Annotated in this window: 20 protein-coding genes; 13 read left to right on the top strand and 7 right to left on the bottom strand. The window is 53.5% G+C overall.

Going from position 1 to position 23,272, the window contains the following annotated elements; all coding sequences use genetic code 11:
• The first annotated feature begins 46 nt into the window (after positions 1 to 46).
• Positions 47 to 817, top strand: coding sequence for a histidine kinase dimerization/phosphoacceptor domain -containing protein (locus tag Q7P68_RS02150; RefSeq protein WP_304222233.1), 771 nt, complete (start codon positions 47 to 49; stop codon positions 815 to 817).
• Between the two features lie 5 nt (positions 818 to 822).
• On the opposite strand, the gene Q7P68_RS02145 is transcribed toward Q7P68_RS02150, so the two are convergent.
• Positions 823 to 1,365: a nitroreductase family protein gene (locus tag Q7P68_RS02145; protein ID WP_304222231.1), complete on the bottom strand. Its 543-nt coding sequence runs from the start codon at positions 1,363 to 1,365 to the stop codon at positions 823 to 825.
• A gap of 113 nt (positions 1,366 to 1,478) precedes the next feature.
• Here Q7P68_RS02145 and Q7P68_RS02140 point away from each other — a divergent pair, with 113 nt between their 5' ends.
• The 10 genes from Q7P68_RS02140 to Q7P68_RS02095 all read left to right on the top strand — a co-directional run bounded on the left by Q7P68_RS02140 (position 1,479) and on the right by Q7P68_RS02095 (position 13,212).
• The gene (locus Q7P68_RS02140; RefSeq protein ID WP_304222229.1) at positions 1,479 to 3,560 is read left to right on the top strand and encodes a methyl-accepting chemotaxis protein; all 2,082 of its coding nucleotides are present in this window, start codon (positions 1,479 to 1,481) and stop codon (positions 3,558 to 3,560) included.
• Between the two features lie 247 nt (positions 3,561 to 3,807).
• Entirely contained in the window at positions 3,808 to 4,737 is a 930-nt protein-coding gene (gene pyrB / locus Q7P68_RS02135) for an aspartate carbamoyltransferase (protein WP_304222227.1), read from the top strand.
• On the top strand, positions 4,731 to 5,165 hold the full coding sequence (locus Q7P68_RS02130; RefSeq protein WP_304222225.1) for an aspartate carbamoyltransferase regulatory subunit: 435 nt from the start codon (positions 4,731 to 4,733) through the stop codon (positions 5,163 to 5,165). The genes pyrB and Q7P68_RS02130 overlap by 7 nt, the downstream gene beginning before the upstream one ends.
• A 6-nt stretch (positions 5,166 to 5,171) precedes the next feature.
• Positions 5,172 to 6,500, top strand: a complete 1,329-nt coding sequence (locus Q7P68_RS02125; RefSeq protein WP_304222223.1) for a dihydroorotase — start codon at positions 5,172 to 5,174, stop codon at positions 6,498 to 6,500.
• Positions 6,497 to 7,420, top strand: coding sequence for an orotidine-5'-phosphate decarboxylase (gene pyrF, locus Q7P68_RS02120; RefSeq protein ID WP_304222221.1), 924 nt, complete (start codon positions 6,497 to 6,499; stop codon positions 7,418 to 7,420). Before Q7P68_RS02125 ends, pyrF begins: the two co-directional genes overlap by 4 nt.
• On the top strand, positions 7,413 to 8,228 hold the full coding sequence (locus tag Q7P68_RS02115) for a dihydroorotate dehydrogenase electron transfer subunit (RefSeq protein ID WP_304222219.1): 816 nt from the start codon (positions 7,413 to 7,415) through the stop codon (positions 8,226 to 8,228). Before pyrF ends, Q7P68_RS02115 begins: the two co-directional genes overlap by 8 nt.
• Positions 8,221 to 9,186: a dihydroorotate dehydrogenase gene (locus Q7P68_RS02110; RefSeq protein ID WP_304222216.1), complete on the top strand. Its 966-nt coding sequence runs from the start codon at positions 8,221 to 8,223 to the stop codon at positions 9,184 to 9,186. The genes Q7P68_RS02115 and Q7P68_RS02110 overlap by 8 nt, the downstream gene beginning before the upstream one ends.
• Before the next feature lie 13 nt (positions 9,187 to 9,199).
• Positions 9,200 to 9,814 (top strand): orotate phosphoribosyltransferase, encoded by a 615-nt coding sequence (gene pyrE, locus Q7P68_RS02105; RefSeq protein WP_304222214.1) that lies wholly within the window; start codon positions 9,200 to 9,202, stop codon positions 9,812 to 9,814.
• Positions 9,815 to 9,977: 163 nt separating this feature from the next.
• The gene (locus Q7P68_RS02100) at positions 9,978 to 12,344 is read left to right on the top strand and encodes an MFS transporter (RefSeq protein WP_304222211.1); all 2,367 of its coding nucleotides are present in this window, start codon (positions 9,978 to 9,980) and stop codon (positions 12,342 to 12,344) included.
• Positions 12,345 to 12,405: 61 nt separating this feature from the next.
• Positions 12,406 to 13,212, top strand: coding sequence for an RluA family pseudouridine synthase (locus tag Q7P68_RS02095; protein WP_304222210.1), 807 nt, complete (start codon positions 12,406 to 12,408; stop codon positions 13,210 to 13,212).
• A gap of 10 nt (positions 13,213 to 13,222) precedes the next feature.
• Here Q7P68_RS02095 and Q7P68_RS02090 read toward each other — a convergent pair whose 3' ends face one another.
• Genes Q7P68_RS02090 through ptsP form a run of 4 tightly spaced genes read right to left on the bottom strand, consistent with a single transcriptional unit; the run spans position 13,223 to position 17,996 of the window.
• A complete protein-coding gene (locus Q7P68_RS02090; protein ID WP_304222207.1) occupies positions 13,223 to 14,494 on the bottom strand; it encodes a small ribosomal subunit Rsm22 family protein in 1,272 nt (423 codons plus the stop codon).
• Complete coding sequence (locus tag Q7P68_RS02085; RefSeq protein WP_304222204.1) at positions 14,466 to 14,822, bottom strand: MerR family transcriptional regulator; 357 nt, start codon at positions 14,820 to 14,822, stop codon at positions 14,466 to 14,468. Before Q7P68_RS02085 ends, Q7P68_RS02090 begins: the two co-directional genes overlap by 29 nt.
• 3 nt (positions 14,823 to 14,825) lie before the next feature.
• Positions 14,826 to 16,241, bottom strand: a complete 1,416-nt coding sequence (der, locus tag Q7P68_RS02080; RefSeq protein WP_304222201.1) for a ribosome biogenesis GTPase Der — start codon at positions 16,239 to 16,241, stop codon at positions 14,826 to 14,828.
• A gap of 18 nt (positions 16,242 to 16,259) precedes the next feature.
• Entirely contained in the window at positions 16,260 to 17,996 is a 1,737-nt protein-coding gene (ptsP, locus tag Q7P68_RS02075) for a phosphoenolpyruvate--protein phosphotransferase (protein WP_304222199.1), read from the bottom strand.
• Positions 17,997 to 18,054: 58 nt separating this feature from the next.
• Here ptsP and Q7P68_RS02070 point away from each other — a divergent pair, with 58 nt between their 5' ends.
• Both Q7P68_RS02070 and Q7P68_RS02065 read left to right on the top strand, forming a co-directional pair.
• Entirely contained in the window at positions 18,055 to 18,264 is a 210-nt protein-coding gene (locus tag Q7P68_RS02070; protein ID WP_304222196.1) for a hypothetical protein, read from the top strand.
• Positions 18,261 to 20,555, top strand: a complete 2,295-nt coding sequence (locus Q7P68_RS02065; RefSeq protein ID WP_304222193.1) for a radical SAM protein — start codon at positions 18,261 to 18,263, stop codon at positions 20,553 to 20,555. Before Q7P68_RS02070 ends, Q7P68_RS02065 begins: the two co-directional genes overlap by 4 nt.
• Here Q7P68_RS02065 and Q7P68_RS02060 read toward each other — a convergent pair.
• Both Q7P68_RS02060 and Q7P68_RS02055 read right to left on the bottom strand, forming a co-directional pair.
• Positions 20,535 to 20,966, bottom strand: coding sequence for a response regulator (locus tag Q7P68_RS02060; protein ID WP_304222190.1), 432 nt, complete (start codon positions 20,964 to 20,966; stop codon positions 20,535 to 20,537). The genes Q7P68_RS02065 and Q7P68_RS02060 overlap by 21 nt on opposite strands.
• 95 nt (positions 20,967 to 21,061) lie before the next feature.
• Positions 21,062 to 23,254 carry an adenylate/guanylate cyclase domain-containing protein gene (locus Q7P68_RS02055; RefSeq protein WP_304222188.1) on the bottom strand — a complete coding sequence of 731 codons (2,193 nt, stop codon included), beginning with the start codon at positions 23,252 to 23,254 and terminating at the stop codon, positions 21,062 to 21,064.
• Positions 23,255 to 23,272 lie beyond the last annotated feature (18 nt).

Below are 23,272 nucleotides of genomic sequence, written 5' to 3'. Positions count from 1 at the left end.
TTGCTGGAAATCATCATACTCATCTACTATAAATTGATAAGAGACTATGAAAGAAGCCCTCCGAATTTCAATAATATACATTTTCGTCGCATCTCTCTGGATCTTTTTTTCGGATGCAGCACTGGCGATACTGAATCTGGATGTGGAGACCCTTGTCCGTTTATCCCAATTTAAAGGGTTTGCCTATGTACTCGTTACGGGGCTCATGCTGTTTTTTCTTGTTAGAAAAGAGATAAACCAAAAAAATGAGGTGATTGGAGAGCTTAAGCAAACGATTGATTTAAAAGACTCGGTCATGCGGGAATTGCATCACCGAATAAAAAACAATCTGCAGAATGTGATTAGTATCATCAATCTAGAAACCGGAGAACAGGGATTAACTGAAATAGCCAAGGATCGTATTCTTGATAAGCTCTACGCCCTCAGTGCAATTCATGACCTTGTGTATACCTTCGCTAATTATCGTCAGATACCCTTACAGCCAGTGCTCGAACACTTTTTTTCTTATCGACATATTCCTGTTGCTAAAGAAAACCTGGACATTCAGGATACGGTACAATACACGTTGGAAGAAATTGTTCCGCTGCTTTTGGGAATTAATGAACTATTCGAAGAGCTCTCTTCCCAATTGGGACATTACCAGTTTTGGATTTCATCACAGGGGAAAGGGGAGATAGATATAATCATTCAAAGCGAAAAACTTTTTAATCTGAATATCGACAGGCCTTCTATCTCCTTATATTTAACCGGGAGCAAGGCAACCGTTTCATCTACAGCGGATGAAAACTCGGTTACCCTGCGGTTTATCTTTTCGTGAAGAAATTACCATTTGTTGTAATGCACCACCTGGGCCAGGTCTTTCCGTTCACGAATGGCAGTTTCGGACTTCATTTGCCATGGCTCAAGACCTTCCGGAGAACCGGGCTTTCCGACCACAAGAAGGGTGACCACATCGTAATCCTTGGGGATCCCTAAGACAGTTCTGACCTTTTTGGGGTTAAAGCCCGCGATAGGATGGGCGATGAGCCCCACATGGGTTGCCTGGATCATCATGTTCATGGCGCAGAGGCCAAGGTCAAAGTGAGCATAGTCGCGGCCCTCGTCCAGCCGGCAATCGTCGCAGGCCCGTGCAGCCAGGACTATAATAAGGGGTGCTTTTTTTGCCCAGCTATTGCCTTCCGCCAGTGCTTCATGAAGCGAAAGCAGGGCTTCACCCTGAACTGGGACCAGGTGCCATGGCTGGTTGTTGTAACAGGAAGGCGCCAAGGTACCGGCAACCAGGATTTCCTGCACCGCCTGCTCATCGAGGGGTTCTGGGCTGAGAGCCCGACGGGCTCGCCGCTGTTCTATAGCCGAAAGTATCATATTGCACCTCCTTACACCCTTGTAAATCACTACAAATATACCTATTATTGTCATAATCAGCAAATACATCTCAGAGCGGTCCATCTCAAAACAGACTTTGCAAGGAGCTATATATGAAAATCGGATTACAGCAAAAATTATACCTTATGCTGCTGCTTCCGCTCATTCTTATCCTTATTGTAAATGCAGGTATAGCATCGGTAACCACAAGCAAAAGCACCAATGGACTCATAGAATCATCTGCCCGCAGCATGGCAAAAAATACGGCCCATACCATCGATATTATTTTTGATAACTATAAAATGCGATCCCAGCAGCTTGCCCGGGAAAGTAGAATTTCATCCATGGTGTGGGAATGGGCAAAAGAAGCATTTCAGGAAGAGAAAACCTATGACACTAATCTTGAATCTACCTTACTGATCGAACCTTCAGGCAAAACTATGACCTTAGAGGGCCAGCAGGCCCAGGTAAATGACCACGATTATTACCAGGACATTTTTTACTTAAATAAAGCGGTTACGGTAAGCAATGCAATTATATCCAAAACAAGCGGAAATCCGGTGATTGTAGTTGCAGCAGCCATAAAGGACCGTGGCAGGGACAAAGCAAATGGAGCGGTGGGCCTTGTGTTAAGCCTGCAAAGCTTAGCCCACTATTTTTCAAGCGAAACTGGGTTAAATGGAATTGCAATGCTGGTGGACAACAAAGGAATGGTGGTCTACCACCCAGATTCCCAAATTCGGATGAAGCTCAATCTGCTGAAAGCTGATGAAGCAGGATACCGGGGACTTCAGAGCTTAGCCCAGGACATGGTTGCAGGCAAAGAAGGCTCAGGAACCTACCGGACAGCAGGAGGAGAAGAGTACCATGCGTTCTGGGCTCCCCTCTCTGCAGTCCAGGGCTGGAGTTATCTCGTAGCCATTCCAGAAGCAGACTTTATCCGCCCTGTACAGGCTACTATTCTCGTGGTTGTTCTTTCGTTTATCGGGCTTGCCCTTATTATCGCCCTCTTAATTTATTTTATTGGCCGTATCATCAGTAAACCCGTTCGGGAAACCAGAAACGCTATCGAAGATTTAGCCCGGGGCGAAGGGGACCTGACCCGGCGGCTTACCATCATCACCAACGACGAACTGGGCGAAATGGGAAACAATCTGAACCAGTTCCTGGATCTCATTCACAGCATTGTCAGTTCGGTACGGAACATTGTTGACCAGATGCGCCTCCTGGGTGATGAATTGCAGGCCAACACTACCGAAGCAGCGAGTTCTGCAAAACAAATTTCCGGCAATACGGAGGATATTAAGGACCGGCTGGTGAGCCAATCCGCGGGAGTCAGCGAGACCTTAGCTACGGTAGAACAGATTAACCGGAACATCAAATCATTCCTCCAGATGATTGAAACCCAGGCGACAAACCTTACTGAGGCTTCCAGCGCCATAGAAGAGATGGTAGCCAACATCAATGCGGTGGCCCAGACGGCTATCCGAAACTACGAAAATATTATGACCCTGGGCAAAGATTCTGATGCGGGCAAGGAACTCCTTAACAATGTAGAAAGCCTCATCCAAAACATTGACCAGGCCAGCGAAGGAATGCTCGAGGCCAACACCATCATTGCCAATATCGCAAGCCAGACAAACCTGCTTTCCATGAATGCCGCCATAGAAGCAGCCCATGCGGGGGACGCCGGCAAGGGCTTTGCCGTGGTAGCCGAGGAAATCCGCGAGCTGGCAGAAAATGCCAACGAACAGAGCAAAACCATTACCCAGGTTTTGCATAATGTCAAATCCTTAATTGACCAGGCAGTAAGTTCGACCGCAGAGGCCCAAAAGAAATTCGACAATGTGTTTGAAGGCATTAGAAAGGTGGGCAACCAGGAAATTGAAATTAAAAACGCCATGGAAGAACAGCAGCAGGGCTCCCAGCAGGTACTGGTAGCCATGAAAGAACTGAACCAGATTACCGCGGAAATCCGCTCCGGCTCGGAAGAAATTCGCATCGGAAGCCAATCTATTTTAGATGAAATGAGCCGGGTTATGAAGGGGACACAGGAGATTGAACAGGCATCTCAGGAAAACGCCCAAGGGTCGCTTGAAATTGTCCAGGCTATGGAGCATATCAGCAATTTGAGTACCTCTAACGCCCAATCCATTAAAGAGCTTGAGTCCCTGGTGGTAAAATTTAAAATTTAGGACTTGCGCAAAATATATTCTTTGTGATAGCATCCCGCCAATTACAAACCGGGAGGGGAAGCAGGATGCACCGACAAAACAAAACAGCGTTGCATGGCAATAATGCTTTGCCCCAGCGGGGCGGGAATTTCTTTCCGGCCCTTTTCATCGTTTTTTCTAGCCGCCCTGTCAGGGCGGCTTTTTTTTGCCCATTTACTATGAGCGTTACCGGCTGGAACAGAAAAGAACCGGTTTAAGGGAGGAGCCCATGCTGCAAGGCAGACATCTGGTGGATCCGCAGGATCTGCAATTAACGGAATTGGAGGACCTTTTTTCGCTGGCCCAGCGTATCCAAAAGGACCCATTGCACTACCGGGATCTATGCCGGGGAAAAATTCTCGCCACCCTCTTTTTCGAGCCCAGCACGAGAACCCGGCTTAGTTTTGAAGCCGCCATGCTCAGGCTCGGAGGCTCCTGCCTCGGTTTCGCAGAACCTTCCTCCAGTTCAGTGGCCAAGGGAGAAAGCCTAGCGGACACGATCCGAACCGTGGCAGCCTACGCGGATATGATCGTCATGCGGAACCCCAAAGAAGGCGCAGCCCTCCTCGCTTCCCGCTATTCCTCAATCCCGGTAGTCAATGCAGGCGACGGGGGCCATCATCACCCCACCCAGACCCTGACGGATCTGCTTACCATCCGCCAGCTGCGGGGTTCCACCGAAGGCTTAACCATAGGCTTCTGCGGGGACCTGCGCTTCGGCAGGACGGTCCATTCTCTGGCGGAAACCCTGGCCCGCTACCGCAACAACCGTATGGTGTTCATCTCCCCCCAGGAACTAAAAATCCCCGAGTACATTAAAAACGGAGCCCTCGCCCGGAATAACATAGAATACCGGGAAACTGACCGGCTCGAGTCGGTCATGGGCGACCTGGATGTACTCTACATGACCCGGGTCCAGCGGGAACGGTTCTTTAACGAAGAGGACTACATCAGGCTCAAGGACTTTTACATCCTGGACAACGAAAAACTAAAAAACGCAAAAAAGGACCTCATCGTCCTGCACCCCCTGCCGCGGGTGAACGAAATCGCCATGGAGGTCGACGCTGACCCCCGGGCAGCCTACTTTGCCCAAGCAAAATACGGCATGTATGTCCGTATGGCCCTTATCGCTTCCCTTATAGGAGACGCAGCATGCTAAACATAGCGAAAATAAAGAACGGTATCGTTATCGACCATATCAAAGCAGGCCAGGGACTGCGTATTTTTAACTGGCTCGGCCTCGGCAAGGCCCCTTACACGGTCGCCTTTGTGGTCAACGCCGAATCCCGCCGCATGGGAAGGAAGGATATCATCAAAATTGATAACGAAATTACCATCGATTTCGCCGTCTTGGGGCTCATCGACCCCAACATTACGGTCAACGTCATAGAAAACGAGCAGATTACCGAAAAAATCCGCCTCAAGCTCCCCGAACGGGTAGAAAACATTTTAATCTGCAAAAACCCGCGCTGTATTACCGCCACCGAGAAATACGCTCCCCATATTTTCCACCTCGTAGACCCGGCGCGTGGCCTTTATCGCTGCGAATACTGCGATGAACAGCGGAGCGCCGAAGACTTCCGGTAGGCTTTCATGAAACTAATATTCGAACAGGTCCGGCTCGTGGACCACAGTATGGATAGACAGGGCAGCCTCGTAGTAGAGGATGGGCACATCAGAGAAATTTATATTGATGAAGGTCCGGCGGATTTGGCAAAAGAAAGCGGGGCGGCAATCCATATTGACTGTTCGGGCACCGACTGGGTCCTCATGCCCGCCTTTGTGGACCTCCACGCACATTTCCGCGACCCCGGTTTTCCCGAAAAGGAAAGTCTCGAATCCGCGAGCCTCGCCGCCGCATCAGGCGGCTTTGGGACCGTGGTTTGCATGGCAAACACAAAGCCCGTCATCGATAACTTAGACCTGGCCCGGCAGCTCCAGAGCCGGGCCGAGCGGCTTGGTCTCATCGACCTTTTCCCCGTCCTGTCCTTAAGCCGGAACATGGAAGGCCGTGACACAGACCACCTGGAAGCCCTCGATGCAAAAACGATACAGGGAACGGTGCGGCTCCTGTCTGAGGACGGCAAAGATGTGGCGGACGATAGGATCCTCCGCAAGGCCTTCCAAGAAGCCCGGAGGCTCGGTCTACCCGTGAGTTCTCACTGCGACTGGGGCGGTAAAGAGGCGGAGGACGCCAAGAACGCAGGATTGCCCCGGAGCATCTGGAGCCGCCTGGAGGAAAACCTTGCCACCGAACGGGTCCTTGCCCTGGCAGCCGAAACGGGGATCCATATCCATATTGCCCATGTATCGACCAAGGAGGCGGTAGAGCTCATTCGCAAGGCCCGTAAAGGGTCCGCAGCTCAGGGCTTCCGCCTTACCTGCGAAGCCACCCCCCACCACCTGGACTGCACCGAGGAAATTGCGGACCAGCTGGGCCCTGAAAGCTATGGCCGGGTCAACCCGCCCCTCAGAACTGCGGCAGATATCGGCGCTCTTATTGAGGCGGTGCAGAGCGGAACCATCGACGCTATCGCCACCGACCATGCGCCCCATACCGAGGCGGATAAGACCCAGGGGGCACCGGGTTTTATCGGTCTTGAGACAGCCTTTGCAGTTTGTTACACAGCCCTTGTATTAGAAAGACATATATCCCTTAAAAAACTTTCAGCCCTCATGAGCCGCAACCCGAGCCGTATTCTCAGGCTCGAAGACCGGGGCTTTCTTGCCCCCTGGGCACGCGCAGATCTCGTTTTAGTAGATCTTAATGCTCAATGGACCGTTCAGAAAGATGTCTTTAGATCCCGTAGCTCGAACAGTCCCTTTATCGGAAAACAGTTGCAGGGCCGGGTTCTCATGACCATACATAAAGGGAACATCGTGTACGACACCCTTACAAATTATCCAAGGAGAATAGGATGAAATATGCCATGGACGCCCTCTTTGAGGCGGTACGGGACCGGGGACCGGTCTGTGTAGGACTCGATACCGCCCCCGATTATATTCCGCCCCGGGAACTCAAGCACGCCACATCCAAGGCCCGGGCTGTTTTAGATTTTAACCGGGCAATTATCGACGCGACACAGGATGTATCGGCCTGCTACAAGGTTCAGATTGCCTATTACGAAGCGCTGGGGCTTGCGGGGCTTGAAGCCTATCGGGACACCCTGGCATATATCCGCCAGCGGGGCAGCCTCGTCATCGCCGACATTAAGCGGGGAGACATAGCCGACACGGCAAAATGCTATGCCAAGGCCCATTATGAAGGGGACTTTGAAGCAGACCTGGTCACCCTATCGCCCTATATGGGCATGGATTCCATTGAACCCTGGTTTTCCTATGCCAAAGAACAGGGCAAAGGGGCCTTTGTGCTCATGCGGACCAGCAACAGGGGCATGAAGGACTTTGAATACCAAGAATTAGCCAAGGGTGGGCGCCTCTATCACGAGGTCGGACGGAAAATACAGGCCCTTGCCCATGAATGCCGGGGGAGTTCCGGATTCGGCGCCTTTGGCGTAGTGGTGGGCTGTACCGAACCGGAAGAAGCCGAACAAATCAGACGGGAATACAGAGACCTCTTTTTCCTTATCCCGGGCTATGGTGCCCAGGGAGGAGCCGCGGAAGATGCAAGCCGCCTCTTGATTGATGGAAACGGTGGGGTGGTTAATGCATCTCGGTCTATCCTCAAAGCCTGGTTTGCCGACTTTAACACCCATAACATCTTGGAAGCTACCTATGCCGATGTGGCAGTCGCAGCCCGCCGGGAAACTCTGGCCATGAAAACCGATATTCTTGCGGCCTGTGCTGCCAGCAGGGGCTGGGAGGAGGCTTCCCGTGGCTGAAACAGCTCACTGCTCCCATGACCGGGCCTTTCTTCCCGGCACCATTATTGCCAACCCGGTCATATATGAGGCAAAGGGCGAAGGGGCTGTCTCGGTGCTGAAGGTCAGCTGGGATGGGCCAGAAAGCAAGCCGGGTCAATTTTTTATGCTCCGTCTGGTGCGAAGCGGGGTCCTCCTGGGCCGGCCCATCAGCGTGCTGGATCATCAGAAGGGGATTCTGAGCTTCCTTGTGGCTGAACGGGGTGCCGGGAGCCGGGAGTTGGTGCAGGGCCGGCCCGGCGAAACAATCGAGCTTGCAGGCCCTCTGGGGAACACCTGGCCCAGTATGCCTGACTCAACAGGGGCCTCGGCTTCCGGCCCAGGTTCCGCAGTAACCAAGCCTCTCGCTTTAGTCGGAGGAGGCATCGGCATTGCTCCCCTCCTTTTTTTAAGTAAAATCATGGATAGCGCGGATTTCCGCTTTTTTGCAGGTTTCCGATCCCGGCCCTATGGCCTTGAATCCCTGCCGAGCCAGAACCTTACCGTTGCTACCGAGGACGGCTCCGCAGGGCACCGGGGGAGAATTCCAGACTTTTTTAATCCCGCAGAATACCGGGCGGTCTATGCCTGCGGCCCTGCCCCCATGCTCAGGCGCATTGCCGAAGACTGCGCGAAAGCCGCCGTTCCCTGCTTTATCAGCCTGGAAGAACGGATGGCCTGCGGAGTCGGGGCCTGCCTAGGTTGCACGGTCCGTACAAAACAGGGGAACCGCCGCTGCTGTGCCGACGGCCCCATTTTCCCCGCCGAGGAGGTACTCTTCGATGACTGAGGCTCATCAATCTGCAAGGGACCAGACAACATCTACCCAGACATCTCAAGCACCGGACCTTTCGGTGCGCATCGCGGGGCTTGTTCTTAAAAATCCGGTTATCGCCGCTTCGGGGACCTTCGGCTACGGCAGAGAGTACGAGGGCCTTATCGATGTATCCCGCCTCGGCGGGATCTGTACCAAGGGGCTTACCCTCTACCCACGGGAAGGGAACCGGGGAAGGCGGCTCCACGAGACACCTTCGGGGCTCATGAACTCCATAGGGCTCGAAAACCCCGGAATACCCGCTTTTATTGAAAAGGAACTCCCGGCCATGCTCGGCCTCGGGCCTGCAGTCATCGCTAACCTTTCAGGCTCAACCGTAGAAGAATACCAGGAAGGGGCCCGTCTCCTTGGGGCCACCGGCATCGATATGATTGAGCTTAACATCTCCTGTCCCAACGTTAAGGCTGGCGGCATGGCCTTTGGGCTCTGTCCCGCCGATGCGTCCAGTGTGGTCCGGGCGGTCCGTAAGGTCAGCAGCAAGCCCCTCATGGTTAAGCTTTCCCCCAATGCCCCGGACCTGGCCGGCGTGGCCCAGGCCTGTGTGGATGCCGGCGCTGACGCCCTGAGCCTCGTGAATACCTTTAAAGCCCTGGCCTTTGACATCCGGCGGCGCAGACCCGTGTTCGACCATGTGACCGCGGGTCTTTCCGGCCCCGCCATTAAGCCCATTGCCCTCCGCATGGTCTGGGACGTCTGCGCCGCCGTGCAGGTCCCCGTGGTCGGCATGGGCGGCATCGCGATAGCAGAGGACGCACTGGAGTTCTTTATGGCAGGAGCTGCAGCCATTCAGGTAGGCACCGCCACCTTTCCGCGGCCAAGCGCTATGATAGAGATTATCGAAGGACTCGAACGATTTATGAAAACCGAAGGTATCGGACAGCTGTCCGAACTATCCCTGCAAGGGAAATATTAAGGAGACGCATAGAATGAACAACTCAGAACATACAAACAGAACATTGGAACTGCTCCGCCAATCGGGGGCCATGCTGGAAGGACATTTTCTCCTGTCATCGGGGCGGCACTCGGACCGGTATTTCCAGTGCGCCCGGCTTCTGCAATATCCGGACCGGGCAGCGGAGGCCCTTTCTGCGGTCGCAGCGGCTATTAAGGCGGACGTTGCCGCGGGCCGGCTCGCCGTGGATATGGTGGTTGGGCCCGCCATGGGGGGTATCATTGTGGCCTACGAACTCGCCCGCCAGCTTGGGCTGCCGGCCCTCTTTACCGAACGGGACGACACGGGTGCCATGACGCTGCGCCGGGGCTTCGAGATAGCGGCGGGGCAAAGAATTTTAATAGCCGAAGACGTGGTAACCACGGGGAAGTCCTCGGAAGAAAGCGCTGCGGTGCTCGAAGCCCTCGGCGGCAAGGTAGTAGCCCTCGCCTGTGTGGTGGACCGGCGGGCCCAGGGGGTTCAGGTTCGCTGGCCCCTGTACCCTGCCTGTACGGTCAGCGTGGCCAACTGGGACGCGGGGGACTGCGACCTCTGCAAGCAAAACATCCCTTATGTAAAACCGGGATCCCGAAAATTTGCCACCAATTAAGATTTGTTTAGCTTGCCGCACCCAGACCGCTAACGTCACACGAGCCGCTTGAGTGCGACTGGCCGCTGGCAACATACAGACCGAAATATTGTAAAAAACAAAGTCAGTGGAGCCCATAAACCGCTTCTAGACATGGCGGGGCAAGTCTGGTTAGACTTGCCCCATGACCCTTAATCCAGTAAAAAAACTTACCCCCAAACAACTGAACCTGGCCATGCAGCTCAACATTTTTACAGGCTGCCTTGCCACCGTATGGGGCATTGTCTGTTCACCCCAGCCAATTTTCAACGTCTTTGTCATTAACCATTTAGGAGCATCTTCTTCTACCTTGGGCTTTCTTGTTGCCCTGCTCCAGATCTCAGGCCTTTTTCAGCTCGCATCTATCTTTATTTATGGTTATGCCCGCCGGAAAAAGCCCTTTTTTATCGCCGCTCACCTGATTCACCGCCTTCTTACCCTGGCCATCGCCGCCGCGGCCTTTGTGGCAGCAGCCACGGGAAACACCGACTGGGGCATCCGGGCTATTATGATTGCGGTTCCCCTGTCCTGGGTATTCATGAACGCCAGCGCCGCTGGTTGGTGGAGCTGGGTGGCAGACCTCTTCCCGGAAAAAATCCGGGGAGCCTTTTTCCTTAAGCGGTCGGCTATCATCAATATTATCAACGTTATTTGGTTTTTTCTTGCCAGCATGGTCCTGGACTTGATTAAAGGACCCTATACCTTTTGGATTTATGGGGCCATTTTCAGCATCGGCGCCATTTCCGGTATTGTCGATATCATCCTGAACCTGTTCATCCCCGAACCGGAACCTACAGAGACGGAAACCTTTAATCCCCTTGATGCCCTGGAACCGCTAAAAAATAAAAATTTTATACAATTTTCAGTTGCGGTCGGTATCGCCATTTTTTCCATCAACCTGATCGGACCCTTTCAGTCCCCCTATGTCGTTGATCCCAAGGGGGTCGCCGCGCCCAACACCTGGCTCGGCATCATGTTCGTCATATCCCAGCTTACCTGGGTTGTCACTGCCCCGTTCTGGGGAACTATTATGGATAAATGGGGACGGAAACCCGTGGTCGTACTCGGCTGTTTTTTTGTCCTAAGCTGGACCGGTTACTTTTTCCTGAACCATCGCACCTATATATACCTTTTGCCGCTGATATCCATTGCAGCGGGGCTCCTAGCACCTGCCTTCTGGGAGGGGGTAAACCAGATGATGCTCTCCCTCTCGCCCAATAAAAACAGGATCGCCTACGTTGCCTGGTACATGACCCTGGTAGGGCTTGTGTCCTCCGGGGGCTCCCTCCTGGGCGGCGCCCTGCTCGATGCCCTCGCATCTTTTAGGATTGAACTTTTCCGCCTTTCCTTTTCGGGATTCCACGTGGTACAGTTCGGCAGCATACTCATGGTTCTCCTTTCAGCCTGGATTATTTCCCGGGTTCGGGAAGGCCGAGAACAGGAAGTGGGCTTTGTCATTGGCCGCGTAGCAAATCCGGGGATCCTTAAAACCTATGCCTATCTCGATGACATTGCTACCGCTACAGATCCAGGCAGAACTGAACAGGCCCTCCGGTCTATAGAGGCAGAAACCGGAGACCTTGCCCTGGATGAAATAATTGCCCGTCTTGATGATCCGTACCTGGAAATTCGTGAAGAAGCGGCGCGGGCCCTGGGCCGCATCGGTTCAGCCTATGCGGTGGAACCCCTTATCCAGCGGCTCGAATCTAACCAATCCCATTTCCAGATAACCGTGGCCCGGGCTTTAGGTAAAATACGGGACCGGCGGGCGGTAGAACCCCTCATACACTGCCTTAAGAGCACCAAGTCAGAAGAGCTCCAGGAAGCCTGCATCCAGGCCCTGGGAGACATTGGCGGAGAAGTGGCAGCCCAAACGGTAGCAGAATTTTACCGGAACGCCGCCAGTGACCGGCTCAGAGCCGCCGCAGCCGACGCAGCAAGCCGGCTGGGCCTGTTTGAAGCAACCAGCGAACTCCTCCCCCGGCTCATTGCAGGCAAAAGCTCTAGCATCCGCCGCCAGTACGCCATCGCCCTGGGTAACCTTTTTGGTCCCCCGGGTGACTTTTATCCCTTTGTTTCGGGCTCAGAAGGGGCCAGCGCGGACCGCATCTCCCGGCTTTTCCATCAATTGGAAGGCAAAATCCGATCCACCAACTTTAGGCTCCACAAACTACCCATTTCTAAACTGTCAAAACACCAGATTCACAGCCGCATTACGGCCATTCAAGAAGTACGGGAGCACCTGGACGCAGGACAGGACCTGGATGCCCTAATAAAAATCACCCGTTTTGCCCAGGATATTTTGGCGGAAATTCTCGGTGAGGCGGTCGAGTCCCGGCAATTTCAGGAGCTCGCTTTTAGGATCGACATTCACTTTGGGTCCTTTGTCTGGTTTCTGGAAGAGGTCCAAAAATACCTCGGCACCTTGCCAAAGAGTTCGCCCGATGAGGCAGAAATACAGCGGCTCCTCGCCCTCCTCATCGTGTTCTTTCTGGAATCCAACTGGAACTAAGTGGAACGAGCAGGTTAAGACTCCTTGCTCCGGAAGCGGCAAACAGATTACACTCATAGAGATGAAACATATCGAACCCTTTAGCATATTGTACGAAAACGACCGCTTCCTCGTGGTAAACAAGGCAAGCGGCATTGCGGTTATTGCGGACCGTTGGGATGATTCCAAGGAACGGCTGGACGAGCTTTTGAATGCCTATTATGCGAAGGAGGCAGGAGAGGCGGCCTCTGCGGTGCCTCCCCGGGAGCCCCGTACCCCCTTCCCTCACCGGGTCTATGTGGTACACCGTATCGACCGGGACACTTCCGGGCTCGTACTCTTTGCCAAAACCAAGGAAGCCCACCGGGACCTGTCTTCCCTCTTTGAATCAAGAAGCATCGAAAAAACATACCTGGCGGTCATTCACGGAAGACCAGGATGGACCGAAACGGTCTGCGACCTCCCCCTCAGGGCCGATGGAGACCGGGAACATCGTACGGTCATAGACAAGGCTAAGGGTAAACATGCGCTGACTCATTTTAAGCTCCTTGCCGAAGTGGGTGCCTATTCCCTCATCCAGGCCCAGATAGAAACGGGCCGCACCCACCAGATCCGGGTACACCTGGCAAGCCTTGGGCACCCGGTGGTCTGCGATCCCCTGTACGGAAACACCAAGCCGGTCTACCTTTCGGCCTTTAAGCGGGGCTGGAGGGGAGACAGCATGGAAGAAAAACCACTCCTCGCCCGCCTCGGTCTCCATGCCTATTCGCTTGTGTTGCCTGAAGGAACCAGCGCAATACGGAGCTTTACCGCCCCCCTTCCCCGGGATTTCAGAGCCCTGGTAAACCAAATGGAAAAGGCCCTGGGAACAGCCCTGAACTTGGAATAATAAGAGAATTTTACATTAGATTGATGATCTGAGCCCCGGATTTTTTATCCCGCTCCCGCTGCAGGTCCCGGCCCTGTACTTCCGCATAGGCCCCGGCAGCAAGGCCCTGTATCCGGCCAGCCTGTCCCCGCAAAAGTACAAGCCCCTTTTCCGAGCAGGCATAGCGGCCCAGCAATAGGGACCCCCGACTAAAGGTTGCCTTGTCCCCCAGGGGGAAGGGATCCGAAAGGACCCGGAAAGCCAGTTTGTGCCCAATAGCAGCTGACCCAGCTTGTACGGCTGAGGCTGTCGCTCCCATAGCGGTTGCCGCAGGGGCGGCCGCAGGAGCAGGCAGGCTAGGCATTGCCACAGCCGGCTCAGCTTTCCCTGCTGCGTCTGGGCGGAAACCTCGAAGCGGCGGGCCGGCGAGCAAAAAGCTCATCGTGGCCCGCTCCTTGGGGAGCCCCGCTGCCCGGGAAAGCCGGTGCAGGGCTTCTGGGGCTTCGTCGGTATCAAAGGCAAAGTGGCACCACTTGGCGCCCCGCCGCCCGCCGGGGAGGGGGCAAGCGGCGCTGTGGGTACAGGGAGCGCGGGGCACACGGCCCAGGCTGAGAAGCCCTTCCCGCATAAGGCTGATAAACTCCCCCGACCTTGGAATCCCCGGTTCGACTATCAATATGAGCCCCTCTTCTGCAGCCAGCGCAGAAAGCACCGGCCCGTAGCGCTCCGCCACGAGGCGGGGACCGTCATGGGTATCCCAGAATAACTCGTTAAACACATTAATGGCCGTTACCAGTTTCGCGGGCTTTCCTTCGATCCGCTCACCCAGGCTGCCCCGGATAGTACGTATCTTCCATTGGGACGGCAGGGCCTGCATGATGCGCTTTCCCGCATCTAAAATCGCCGCGGTCCTATCGAGGCAGCGAAATTCCAGGGGAAGCTCCCGGAGGTCTGGCCGGCACATCCAGAGCGCGATTGGCAGCGTCAGGGGACCTGAGCCAAGGTCAGTAACCGCATCCCCCTCGTTGAGCTCAATATCAAGCGCAGGAAGCAACCGGCAGAGGCGGAACACGTTCCAGGGCATAAAATAATGGAGATAGGCCGAAAGCAGGGCCTTCTGGCCCAAATACCCCGCATCCCGCCGGGGCCGTTCGCTCGTAAGCTGCCGGGAAAGCTCTGCCACATCCTGGGGAAGCCGGGCACGGAAACGGCCCGGTATAGGGAAAAGCTGCTCTAAAAGAGGAAAAAGCCTTTCCAGATCCGTCCGGACCGGTTCATTCAGGGGAAGAAAAAGATTCGTCATTATCTAAAGTCCTTTGGGTTCTCTGGGAAACGATACTGTATAAATCTAGAAGATCAGAGCGGATTGCATCGAGCTCGGCCCGGAGATTCTGGCCGGGGCCTGCAAGTTCCCGAAGCAGCTCCTCCCTGGCCCCTTCCAGGGTAAAGTGCCGATCATAGATCAGATATTTAAGCCGCAGCAGGATCCTGATATCCCGGGAGCTGTACACCCGCCGGCCACCCAGATCCTTGCGGACCTGAAGGAGCGGCACCTCTTTTTCCCAGTATCGCAGAACATGGGCCCTTACCCCGAGGAGGCGCTCCACATCCCCAATCTGGTAGGTCTCCATGGATTAAGTATCCCTCTTGGCTTTATTTTCCTCGGTTCTCTTGGCTTCCCGCTCTTTTCGGGCTGTGACAGGATCCTTCCGGGAAGGACGCAGTTCTATCTGCACTGGAATCATGGAAAAACCTAGATCTTTTCGTATCTTGTTTCTGAGGTATGCCACATAGGCTTCGCTCACCGCCTGGGGTCGGGACACAAAAAAGATAAATTTCACCGGATTGCTGGAAGCCTGCACGGTGTATTTAATCTTAAAGCGGGTCCGGGGCCCAATAGGTGGCGGATACTCCTGGAGCCAGCGATCCAGCGCCTGGTTCAGGGGTCCTGTTTCTATCTGCTTGTTAAGCTGACCGTACATCCGCAGCGCAGTTTCTAAGAGCTTATCCACACCGGTACCATTCTGAGCGCTGATAGGGACTATCGGCGCATATTCCATCTGGCCGAAAAGGAAATGAATGCGGTCCACGGTAGCCTCATAGGCATTTTTTATCTGGGGCATGATATCCCATTTATTCAGCACGAAAATAATGCCCCGTCCCCGTTCATGGGCAAGGGCCGCAATTTTTTTGTCCTGTTCGGTAAGTCCTTCCTGGGCATCAATCATCAAGAATACGATATCCGCTTCGTCGAGTGTCTTAATAGCCCGATTGACCGAATAATATTCGATGTTCTCGGTCACCTTATTTTTGCGTCGTATTCCCGCCGTATCGAGTACAATAAAATGATGATTGTTATATTCAAACTGGCCGCTTACCACATCCCGGGTTGTACCGGGAATATCGCTCACTATAGAAGCATCGGAAGCGGTAAGCCTGTTGGACAGGGTTGATTTGCCCGTATTGGGCTTTCCGATGAGCGCAAGCCGAATGAGCCGCTCAGGCTCAGTTTCCACAAGCGTCACCGCTGAGAAATCGAGTCGCTTCACAATGGCTTCTTCCAGCTCAAGGATATTGTCTCCATGTTCAGCAGAAATCATGAAGATATCATTAAAACCGTAGGACAGCAGGTTCCAGGCGTAGCTTTCCCGGCGGCCCCCCTCGGTTTTGTTTACCGCCACCAAGACCTTGTCCCAGTAGGGCCGCAGCCGGTCTATAAACTCTTCGTCTTCGCTGGTCGGGTCCCCCGCTTCCATAACCAGCACAATCAGATCCGCCCGGTTCAGGGTATCCAGGGTTTTTTCTACCACGAGATCTTCCAGGACTTCCCGCTCAAGCTTAAAGCCCCCCGTATCAATGAGGGTTACGGGATGGCCCGCAATAAAGGCAGTAGCCTCGATGGGATCCCGAGTAACCCCCGGGGTAGGATCGGTAATGGCCCTGCGCTGCCTGAGCAGCCGGTTAAAGAGGGTAGATTTTCCCACGTTAGGACGCCCCACGAGGGCTACTACCGGAAGGTTCCGATATTTCAGATCAGGACTAAATTCCATATTAAAGGGTACTCCATATCAAGAAGCTATACGCTGCCGCATCCATTGGGTGACCAGGTTTTCAACGTCTACATAGGAACTGCAGGCCAGCGCAGCTGAGGCGAGGGCCTGACAGTCCTTGAGAGAGACTGAACGGATTATCTTTTTTACCAGCGGAATAGAAGCGGCGGACATGCTGAATTCATCCAAGCCAAGGCCGAGGAGCAGCGCCGTGGCATGGGGGTTTCCCGCCAATTCTCCGCACATGGCCGCCGGAATTCCCGCCTCATGGGCCGCATCGATAGTACGCTTAATAAAGCGCAGCACCGCCGGATGGAAAGGCTGGGCCAGGTATGCGATCCGTTCATTGCCCCGGTCAACCGCGAGGCTGTACTGAACAAGGTCATTGGTGCCAATAGAAAAAAAGGCCGCTTTTTTTGCCAGAATATCCGCGGTCATTGCCGCAGAAGGGATTTCTATCATTGCGCCCACATCAAGCTTTTCAGAAAAAGCCTTGCCGGAAGCAGCCAGTTCAACCTTAGACTCTTCCAGCACCGCCAGGGCTGCTTCCAGTTCCTCGATCCCTGAAATCATAGGGAACATTATTTTAAGGTTCCCGTGCACGCTGCTTCGCAGCAGGGCCTTGAGCTGGGTCTTAAAAAACTCCTTATGGGCGAGACAGAACCGGATAGCCCGCCAGCCCAAAAGAGGATTCTTTTCTTCCGTGGCCTGCAGATCGGGAATTATCTTGTCTCCCCCCACATCCAGGGTACGGATCGTAACGGGCAGGCTTCCCATACCTTCGAGAACCTGCTTATAGGCCCGGTATTGCCGTTCTTCGTCGGCGGACTGGCCGGGGGTCAGGAAAAGGAACTCCGACCGGTACAGCCCTATACCTTCCGCCCCATGCTGCAGGGCCAGCGGGGCTTCTTCGGGTATCTCTATATTTGCTTTCAGCGTTACCCGGTAGCCATCGGTTGTCTCGGCTGGCAGGTCCCGGAGCGACTTCAGGTCCTCCGCCATCTTTTTAAGCTGCACTGCCATCCGTTGGTACCGTTCAAGAACTTCTTTGTTCGGATTGCAGATAATGTGCCCCGCATTCCCGTCTACAATAACCAGGTCTCCGTTCTTTATCTCTGTGGTTGCCCTGGAAAGTCCCAGTACGGCAGGAATCTCAAAGGCCCGGGCCAAAATAGCCGTATGGCTTGTAGGCCCGCCCATATCCATGGCTATGCCTTTTACAAGCCGTTTATTCATTACCAGGGCGTCCGAAGGAAGCAGATTGTGGGTGACCAGGATCACCTCTTTCTGCAGGTCCGCCAGAGACACCTTTTTTATAAAGAGCAATTTATGCAGGATACGGCGGGAAACATCAAAAATATCCACCACCCGTTCCTGTAAATAGGCATCGGAAGAATTGGACAATTTCTGGGTAAGTTCCCGGGAAATATCCCAGAGAACCCATTCAATATTCTGGCTGCTTTTATGAAGCTTTGTCTGAATTTGGTCTTTCAGATCCTCATCCCGGAGCATCATCAGGTGGGATTCGAATATTTTCGCCTGTTCCTCGCCCATTTCACGGTTTGCCCGTTCAAGCAGCTCCAGTACTTCCGTTTCGGCGGCCAAAACCGCTTCGAGGAACCGGGCCCATTCAAGATCAACTTCGTCTCTCGTAATAGTATATCGGGGAATTTGCGAAAACACATCATCCACATAGAGAAATGCCTTGCCGATTGCTACTCCCGAAGAGGCGGAAATGCCCTTGAACTCTTTCATTATATTGAAGCATACCGCAAAGGCGAGTAAACTGTCAAACAGGTTAAAAGGAAGCACTATGACAGCAGAAACAGAAGATAGCAGGACACCGGGCAGCCGGGCACCGGATTGCCTCAAATGCCTTTATTTTCGCGTCTCATGGGATCCCGCCTTTCCCCGGCTCTGCACCGTCTTCGGCATTAAAACAAAACACCTGCCGTCTGTAGAAGTATTCCAAGCCACGGGCCGTCATTGCCCTTCCTTTGCCTTAAAAAAGGGCCTTAAATGATACTGCTTATCCAACCACCCTTTGTTCAGCTCAATGCGCCCTACCCTTCGCTGTACTATCTGCGGAGCTTTCTAGAAGACCAGGGCTACGATGTTCAGATTGATGACCATTCAATCGGTCTTTTCCACCGTCTTTTCTCTCCTCAGAGCCTCGAACGGGTGTTCAATGACGGATTAGTCCGACTTGCAAAACAGCCCCATCTGGAGCCTCATGCAGAACACATAGCCCGGCAATACCTTTCAGAACGGGAGCTCTGGATCGCCCATATCGACCGGCTTGTAGCCTTTTTACAGGGAAAGGATCAGGAATATGCCCATGTAATATCACTTTGCAACAACAGCCTCCCCACGGGCCCCCGCACTCAAGCCCTGCTTGCAGATCACCAGCATGCGCTGCTCCCAGACCAGGCAAACATCCTGGCCAGCACCATGCTGGCGGACCTGGCGGATTTCATCACTGCGGTTCTGGATCCGACCTTTTCGCTCGTTAAATACGCAGACTCGCTGGCCGCCAGCATTCGCAGTTTTTCCCGGGCCGAATCGGCCCTGCAGGGTTATGTACTCACCACCTTTTATGAACCCCTCCTTAAAGAAACCTGGGAGCGCTGCACAGAACGGCCGGACATTTTAGGACTCACCATTCCCTTCCCCGGCTGTCTTGCGGGGGCCCTCGCCGCCGCCCGCTCAGCAAAATCCTATTTCGGACCTCAATTCCCCATTATCGCGGGCGGCGGCTATGTGAACACCGAACTCCGCCACATCAAGGCCGCAAAGTTTTTTGACTACATCGATTATCTGTCCTTTGACCGGGGGTATGGGTCCTTCCTCTCAGTGCTTGATTCTCTTAAAAGCTCGCCCGAAGCAGATCCCAATCTGCATCGCTGCATATTCAGGGGCCCCTCAGGAGGGCCCAGCGGTTCAGCCGACACAAGCATAGCCCGCTACGATACCATAGACCGGGAAGCAACCAGCACAACCTATCCAGATTACCGGGGGGTCGATTTTACCCGTTATATACTCCCCGTGGACGACACCAACCCCATGCACCGGCTTTGGACCGAAGGCCGCTGGCTCAAGGCCTATCTAGCCCACGGCTGTTATTGGCATGCCTGCGCCTTTTGCGATGTCCAACTCGATTACATCCGGGGCTTCCAGCCTGTTCCCGTAGAACCGCTTTTTTCTCATCTCCGCGCCCAATCAAAGCAAACAGGCATACGGGGCATACACCTGGTAGACGAGGCTGCCCCCGTTTCATCCCTTGTAGAACTAGCTCTGCTTAACCGAAAGGCGGGGCTTCCCCTCACCTTCTGGGGTAACATACGGTTCGAAAAGGCTTTTACCCCCGATGTGGCGGCCCTGCTCGCCGCAGGGGGCCTCCTGGGAGTCTCAGGCGGCATCGAGGTAGCATCCGCTGCGGGCTTTAAGCGGCTGGGCAAAGGCATAGGACTCGCGGAGGTGGTCAATTCCTGCGCAGCTTTTAAGGAAGCGGGCATACTGACCCATGCGTACCTTATCTACGGCTATTGGGACCAGGATGCGCAGGAAATTGTCGATGCGGCAGAAACTATGCGCCAGCTATTCGCAGCGGGCCTCATCGATTCCGCCTTCTGGCACAAGTTTGTCCTCACCCGCCATTCCCGCATTTACCGCGAAAAAGAGCAGGGCCGCCACAAGGACCTCGTTATTATTGATGAAGATAGTGAAAATCCGACAGACTTTTTTGCGGACAACGATCTTCGTTTTGCAGGAGAGGGCAACTACGACCGCTATACCAAGCCCCTGGACAGTTTGCTTGCCCAGTGGATGCAGGGGCACACCGAACAGCCAGTGAGAAGCGCCTTTCCTTTTGCAATGCCCGCTCCCACTATACCCCCGAACCGGGTCGAAGAACTCCTTGCGGCCTACCTCGCACAGAAAGAAGCGTCCGCTCAGCCAGAGGATCTAGAGAATGCCCTAACCATCTTTGTAGGCCCCCAGCCCTGGATCGAAGTAAAACCAACAAGCGCGATTATGTGGTGGAGGTGGAATTTCAGCGAATATGCGGTAAGGTTCACAAAAAGCGCCCATAAAAAGGCAGACCAGGAAACAGAACTTACGGTTTTAACAGAAGATCCCAAAGCTACAGCCGAAGGCGTCCTATCAATCCTCACAGCACTCAGGTCAGCGGGCACTCATAAGGCAGACTCAGCATATCAAGAACTGAGAAAGCTTTTGCCGCAGAAAACTGCGGACCCCTTGTGGCGCTTTTTGCGAGGTTCAGGACTTGTCGTATTAACCGCCGCAGCCCGGTGACAGAGGATTTACCAAAGCCCGCTCAATGACCGCAATCAAATCCTTTGAACGCCAAGGCTTTTTAAGACAGGCCTTAATTTTAGCATCCCGCATCGCCCGGTCTATGGCTTCCGCATCGGCCTGACCGGTTACCAGAATAGAAACCACATGGGGGTATTTATCGTGGATCCGCCGCAGGAATTCATCGCCCTTCATACCGGGCATGAGCCAGTCGGAAATAATAACCACCAGGCGTATGCCGTTTTCTATCATTTCATCAATTTTTACAAAGGCTTCCTGGGCAGACAGAGCAGTTTCAAGGTAATAGGTACTACCAAAATGGCTTTTGAGTTCCTGTTTCATGGCAATTACAATAATCGCCTCATCATCCACGCAAAGAATAGCCTCTTTTGGCATATCTACTCCCGTCATAATAATCTCTATTAATAATATACAGCATGAAGGATGTAAATTGCCAGCTGTAAGACACTACTTAGTGCATAATTAACAACAAAAGCCGCTTCAGGTTACCTTTCTTCAAGAGAAATCTGGGTTGCCTTGTTTTCGATCCGTTCAACCTCTTCGTAACCGCTCCGCAGATCTTCAAGATACCGGTTAAGTTCCTCGGTCTTGTAGTGCAGCGACCGGTCTGCACCGCTTTCGCTGGACCCGGTCAAACTGATAATCCGGCCGATATCAATCTGCATCTGCTTAAGGTTATTTACCGAGGAGCGCAGCTTAAGTTCCAAAAGGTCCCGCTGTTCTCCGAGGTCCATAAATGATGTTTCCTGCTGCTCAAGTTCTGCCAGGGCCCGCTCGTATTCCTTCCGCAGCTCCGGTTTGCTCTGTTCCTGAAGTTTCCGTTCCAAAACTTCCTTGTCCCGCTGCAAAGCGGTCCGGGGTATAAGCTCAATAATCCGATCCACCTCAGCGGTACGGTCCGCCAGGAGCTGCACCTGTTCCACATAGGCATTCAATACCGGTATGAGTTCATCCGCCTCAGGGAGATCCGCTTTCGCAGTTCCCTTCTGCCTTTCCTTTGCAGAAGGCTCTTGGACCATTTCTAAAATCGCATCCCGGACATTAAAAGCCTCCTGCACCAAGGCAGCATAGGGACCGCTGGGGGCAGCAGCAGTAGATTTCTGCCTGCGGCTCCTTGTTCCTTTGTTCCGCAGCGCATCCTTTAAGTCCTGATTCAAAGCTGCAATTTCTCCCGGCATTTTAACTAGTTTTCCAAAGAAACCCATGGTCATAAAAAAGATAGGAATAAGACTCCAGAGAAAACCGCGGGAGGTAATGATATTGATCATAAAAAGAAAGAGACTCGTGGGTATAAAACCGGTGCCGCTCTGCCAGAGCTCATCCTTTTTCTTCTGCAGTTTCTTGAATATGCTAAGCTGTTCATCCGAAAGGGGAGGCAATTTTGCAAGCTCCCGGTATTTTTCTTTAGTCCGCAGAGCCCCCGCAAAATGCTCCAAGAGACCTATACCCCAGCCGCCAAAGGGGAAGAGGGCCCAGGGGAACCCGGGGCTAACCGCCGCATTCAAGGTCATTAAAAAGCCATTTACCATAACAAAGGGAACCAGGTGGCCCACAAAACCACCGGTCGCATGCCGAGCTTCCCGTTCAAGCTTTTCTACATATTCATCGTAGGATTCATATCCATCCGATACAGGTGCAGTACCTTCGCTCTTGCCTCCCGCCGCTGCTTCCTGCAGGCGCTCCTCCTCTTGGATCTCGCCCTCTTGCCCGCGGCGCGACCTGCGATGGACCCGACCATCCCGGTATTCGCTCCGAAGCCTATGCCGTTCAGAGCGGTATTCCTCCCGGGCAATTTCAACCGCTTCCTTAAAGGCGGAGCTCACTTCCCGGGCTACTTCCGACAGGGTCTCCCCCAGTTCAGAGCTGCTCCAGCTGTTATCAATGAAAAGCGGCTCCGATCGGAGTATACCCTTGGTGGCAAGCTCTTCAATCACATCTTCAGCCACGGGCATCTCGGCGGCGAATCGTTTCCGAGCCTCTTCCACGGTCATACGCTTACCGGAAGACTGGATGTCAGAAAGAATAGCCTTTTTCAGGGCTAAACGTTTATCAGGCTCATCAATCTGGCTCGAGCCAGAATCCCCTTCCATCACCACCCCCTTTTCTACCTTGTCGGGCTTCAGCACCGGCCGGGCATCCCGGTTGGGATCGAATTCCACATTTGGGGTTACAATTTCGTAGGCAATGATTTCCTTGGTAATATTCTTAAGGCTCACCTTTCCCAGCTTTTCCGCGGCAAAATCAACCTTATTCAGCACCAGATTGTAAAGGTGCTGGGACATGCAAATACAGCCCGGATGGGCGATAGACTGGAGCCGGGCGGCAATATTAATACCCTCCCCCAGGGCGTCGTTTTCGTAAAAATAAATATCCCCGATATGGAGCCCAATCCGGACCAGCAGGGGCAAATCCTTATTCTGCTTATTATAATCATAAAGGTCATACTGCACTTTAAGCGCACAGTTCAGCGCGTCCACGGAGTTTTTAAAGTCCACCATATAGGCATCGCCGATGGTCTTAATAACCGTACCACGGAACTGTTTAACCGCAGCTTCGATAATCCCATTATGCAGGGTAAGCAGTTCCAGGGTCCGCTTCTCGTTGGTCTCCATCATCCTGGAAAAACCGGCTATATCGGTATACATAATCGCCGCAAGGCGGTATTCTTTTTCATCCATATTGATGAGCATACAGGC

It is taken from the genome of Gracilinema caldarium, assembly GCF_029265695.1.
GTDB classification, from domain to species: domain Bacteria; phylum Spirochaetota; class Spirochaetia; order Treponematales; family Breznakiellaceae; genus Gracilinema; species Gracilinema caldarium_A.
This window is presented reverse-complemented; position numbering and strand designations above follow the sequence as displayed.

Bases quoted from the DNA above. Each gene is read 5' to 3' on its own strand.
- Q7P68_RS02090 (WP_304222207.1), bottom strand. From the start codon at position 14,494: ATGACGAATCTTTTTCTTCCCCTGAATGAACCGGTCCGGACGGATCTG.
- ptsP (WP_304222199.1), bottom strand. From the start codon at position 17,996: ATGAAAGAGTTCAAGGGCATTTCCGCCTCTTCGGGAGTAGCAATCGGC.
- Q7P68_RS02140 (WP_304222229.1), top strand. From the start codon at position 1,479: ATGAAAATCGGATTACAGCAAAAATTATACCTTATGCTGCTGCTTCCG.
- der (WP_304222201.1), bottom strand. From the start codon at position 16,241: ATGGAATTTAGTCCTGATCTGAAATATCGGAACCTTCCGGTAGTAGCC.
- Q7P68_RS02100 (WP_304222211.1), top strand. From the start codon at position 9,978: ATGACCCTTAATCCAGTAAAAAAACTTACCCCCAAACAACTGAACCTG.
- Q7P68_RS02070 (WP_304222196.1), top strand. From the start codon at position 18,055: ATGACAGCAGAAACAGAAGATAGCAGGACACCGGGCAGCCGGGCACCG.
- Q7P68_RS02130 (WP_304222225.1), top strand. From the start codon at position 4,731: ATGCTAAACATAGCGAAAATAAAGAACGGTATCGTTATCGACCATATC.
- Q7P68_RS02055 (WP_304222188.1), bottom strand. From the start codon at position 23,254: ATGGATGAAAAAGAATACCGCCTTGCGGCGATTATGTATACCGATATA.
- Q7P68_RS02125 (WP_304222223.1), top strand. From the start codon at position 5,172: ATGAAACTAATATTCGAACAGGTCCGGCTCGTGGACCACAGTATGGAT.
- Q7P68_RS02065 (WP_304222193.1), top strand. From the start codon at position 18,261: ATGATACTGCTTATCCAACCACCCTTTGTTCAGCTCAATGCGCCCTAC.
- pyrE (WP_304222214.1), top strand. From the start codon at position 9,200: ATGAACAACTCAGAACATACAAACAGAACATTGGAACTGCTCCGCCAA.
- Q7P68_RS02145 (WP_304222231.1), bottom strand. From the start codon at position 1,365: ATGATACTTTCGGCTATAGAACAGCGGCGAGCCCGTCGGGCTCTCAGC.
- pyrF (WP_304222221.1), top strand. From the start codon at position 6,497: ATGAAATATGCCATGGACGCCCTCTTTGAGGCGGTACGGGACCGGGGA.
- Q7P68_RS02060 (WP_304222190.1), bottom strand. From the start codon at position 20,966: ATGACGGGAGTAGATATGCCAAAAGAGGCTATTCTTTGCGTGGATGAT.
- Q7P68_RS02150 (WP_304222233.1), top strand. From the start codon at position 47: ATGAAAGAAGCCCTCCGAATTTCAATAATATACATTTTCGTCGCATCT.
- Q7P68_RS02095 (WP_304222210.1), top strand. From the start codon at position 12,406: ATGAAACATATCGAACCCTTTAGCATATTGTACGAAAACGACCGCTTC.
- Q7P68_RS02085 (WP_304222204.1), bottom strand. From the start codon at position 14,822: ATGGAGACCTACCAGATTGGGGATGTGGAGCGCCTCCTCGGGGTAAGG.
- Q7P68_RS02110 (WP_304222216.1), top strand. From the start codon at position 8,221: ATGACTGAGGCTCATCAATCTGCAAGGGACCAGACAACATCTACCCAG.
- pyrB (WP_304222227.1), top strand. From the start codon at position 3,808: ATGCTGCAAGGCAGACATCTGGTGGATCCGCAGGATCTGCAATTAACG.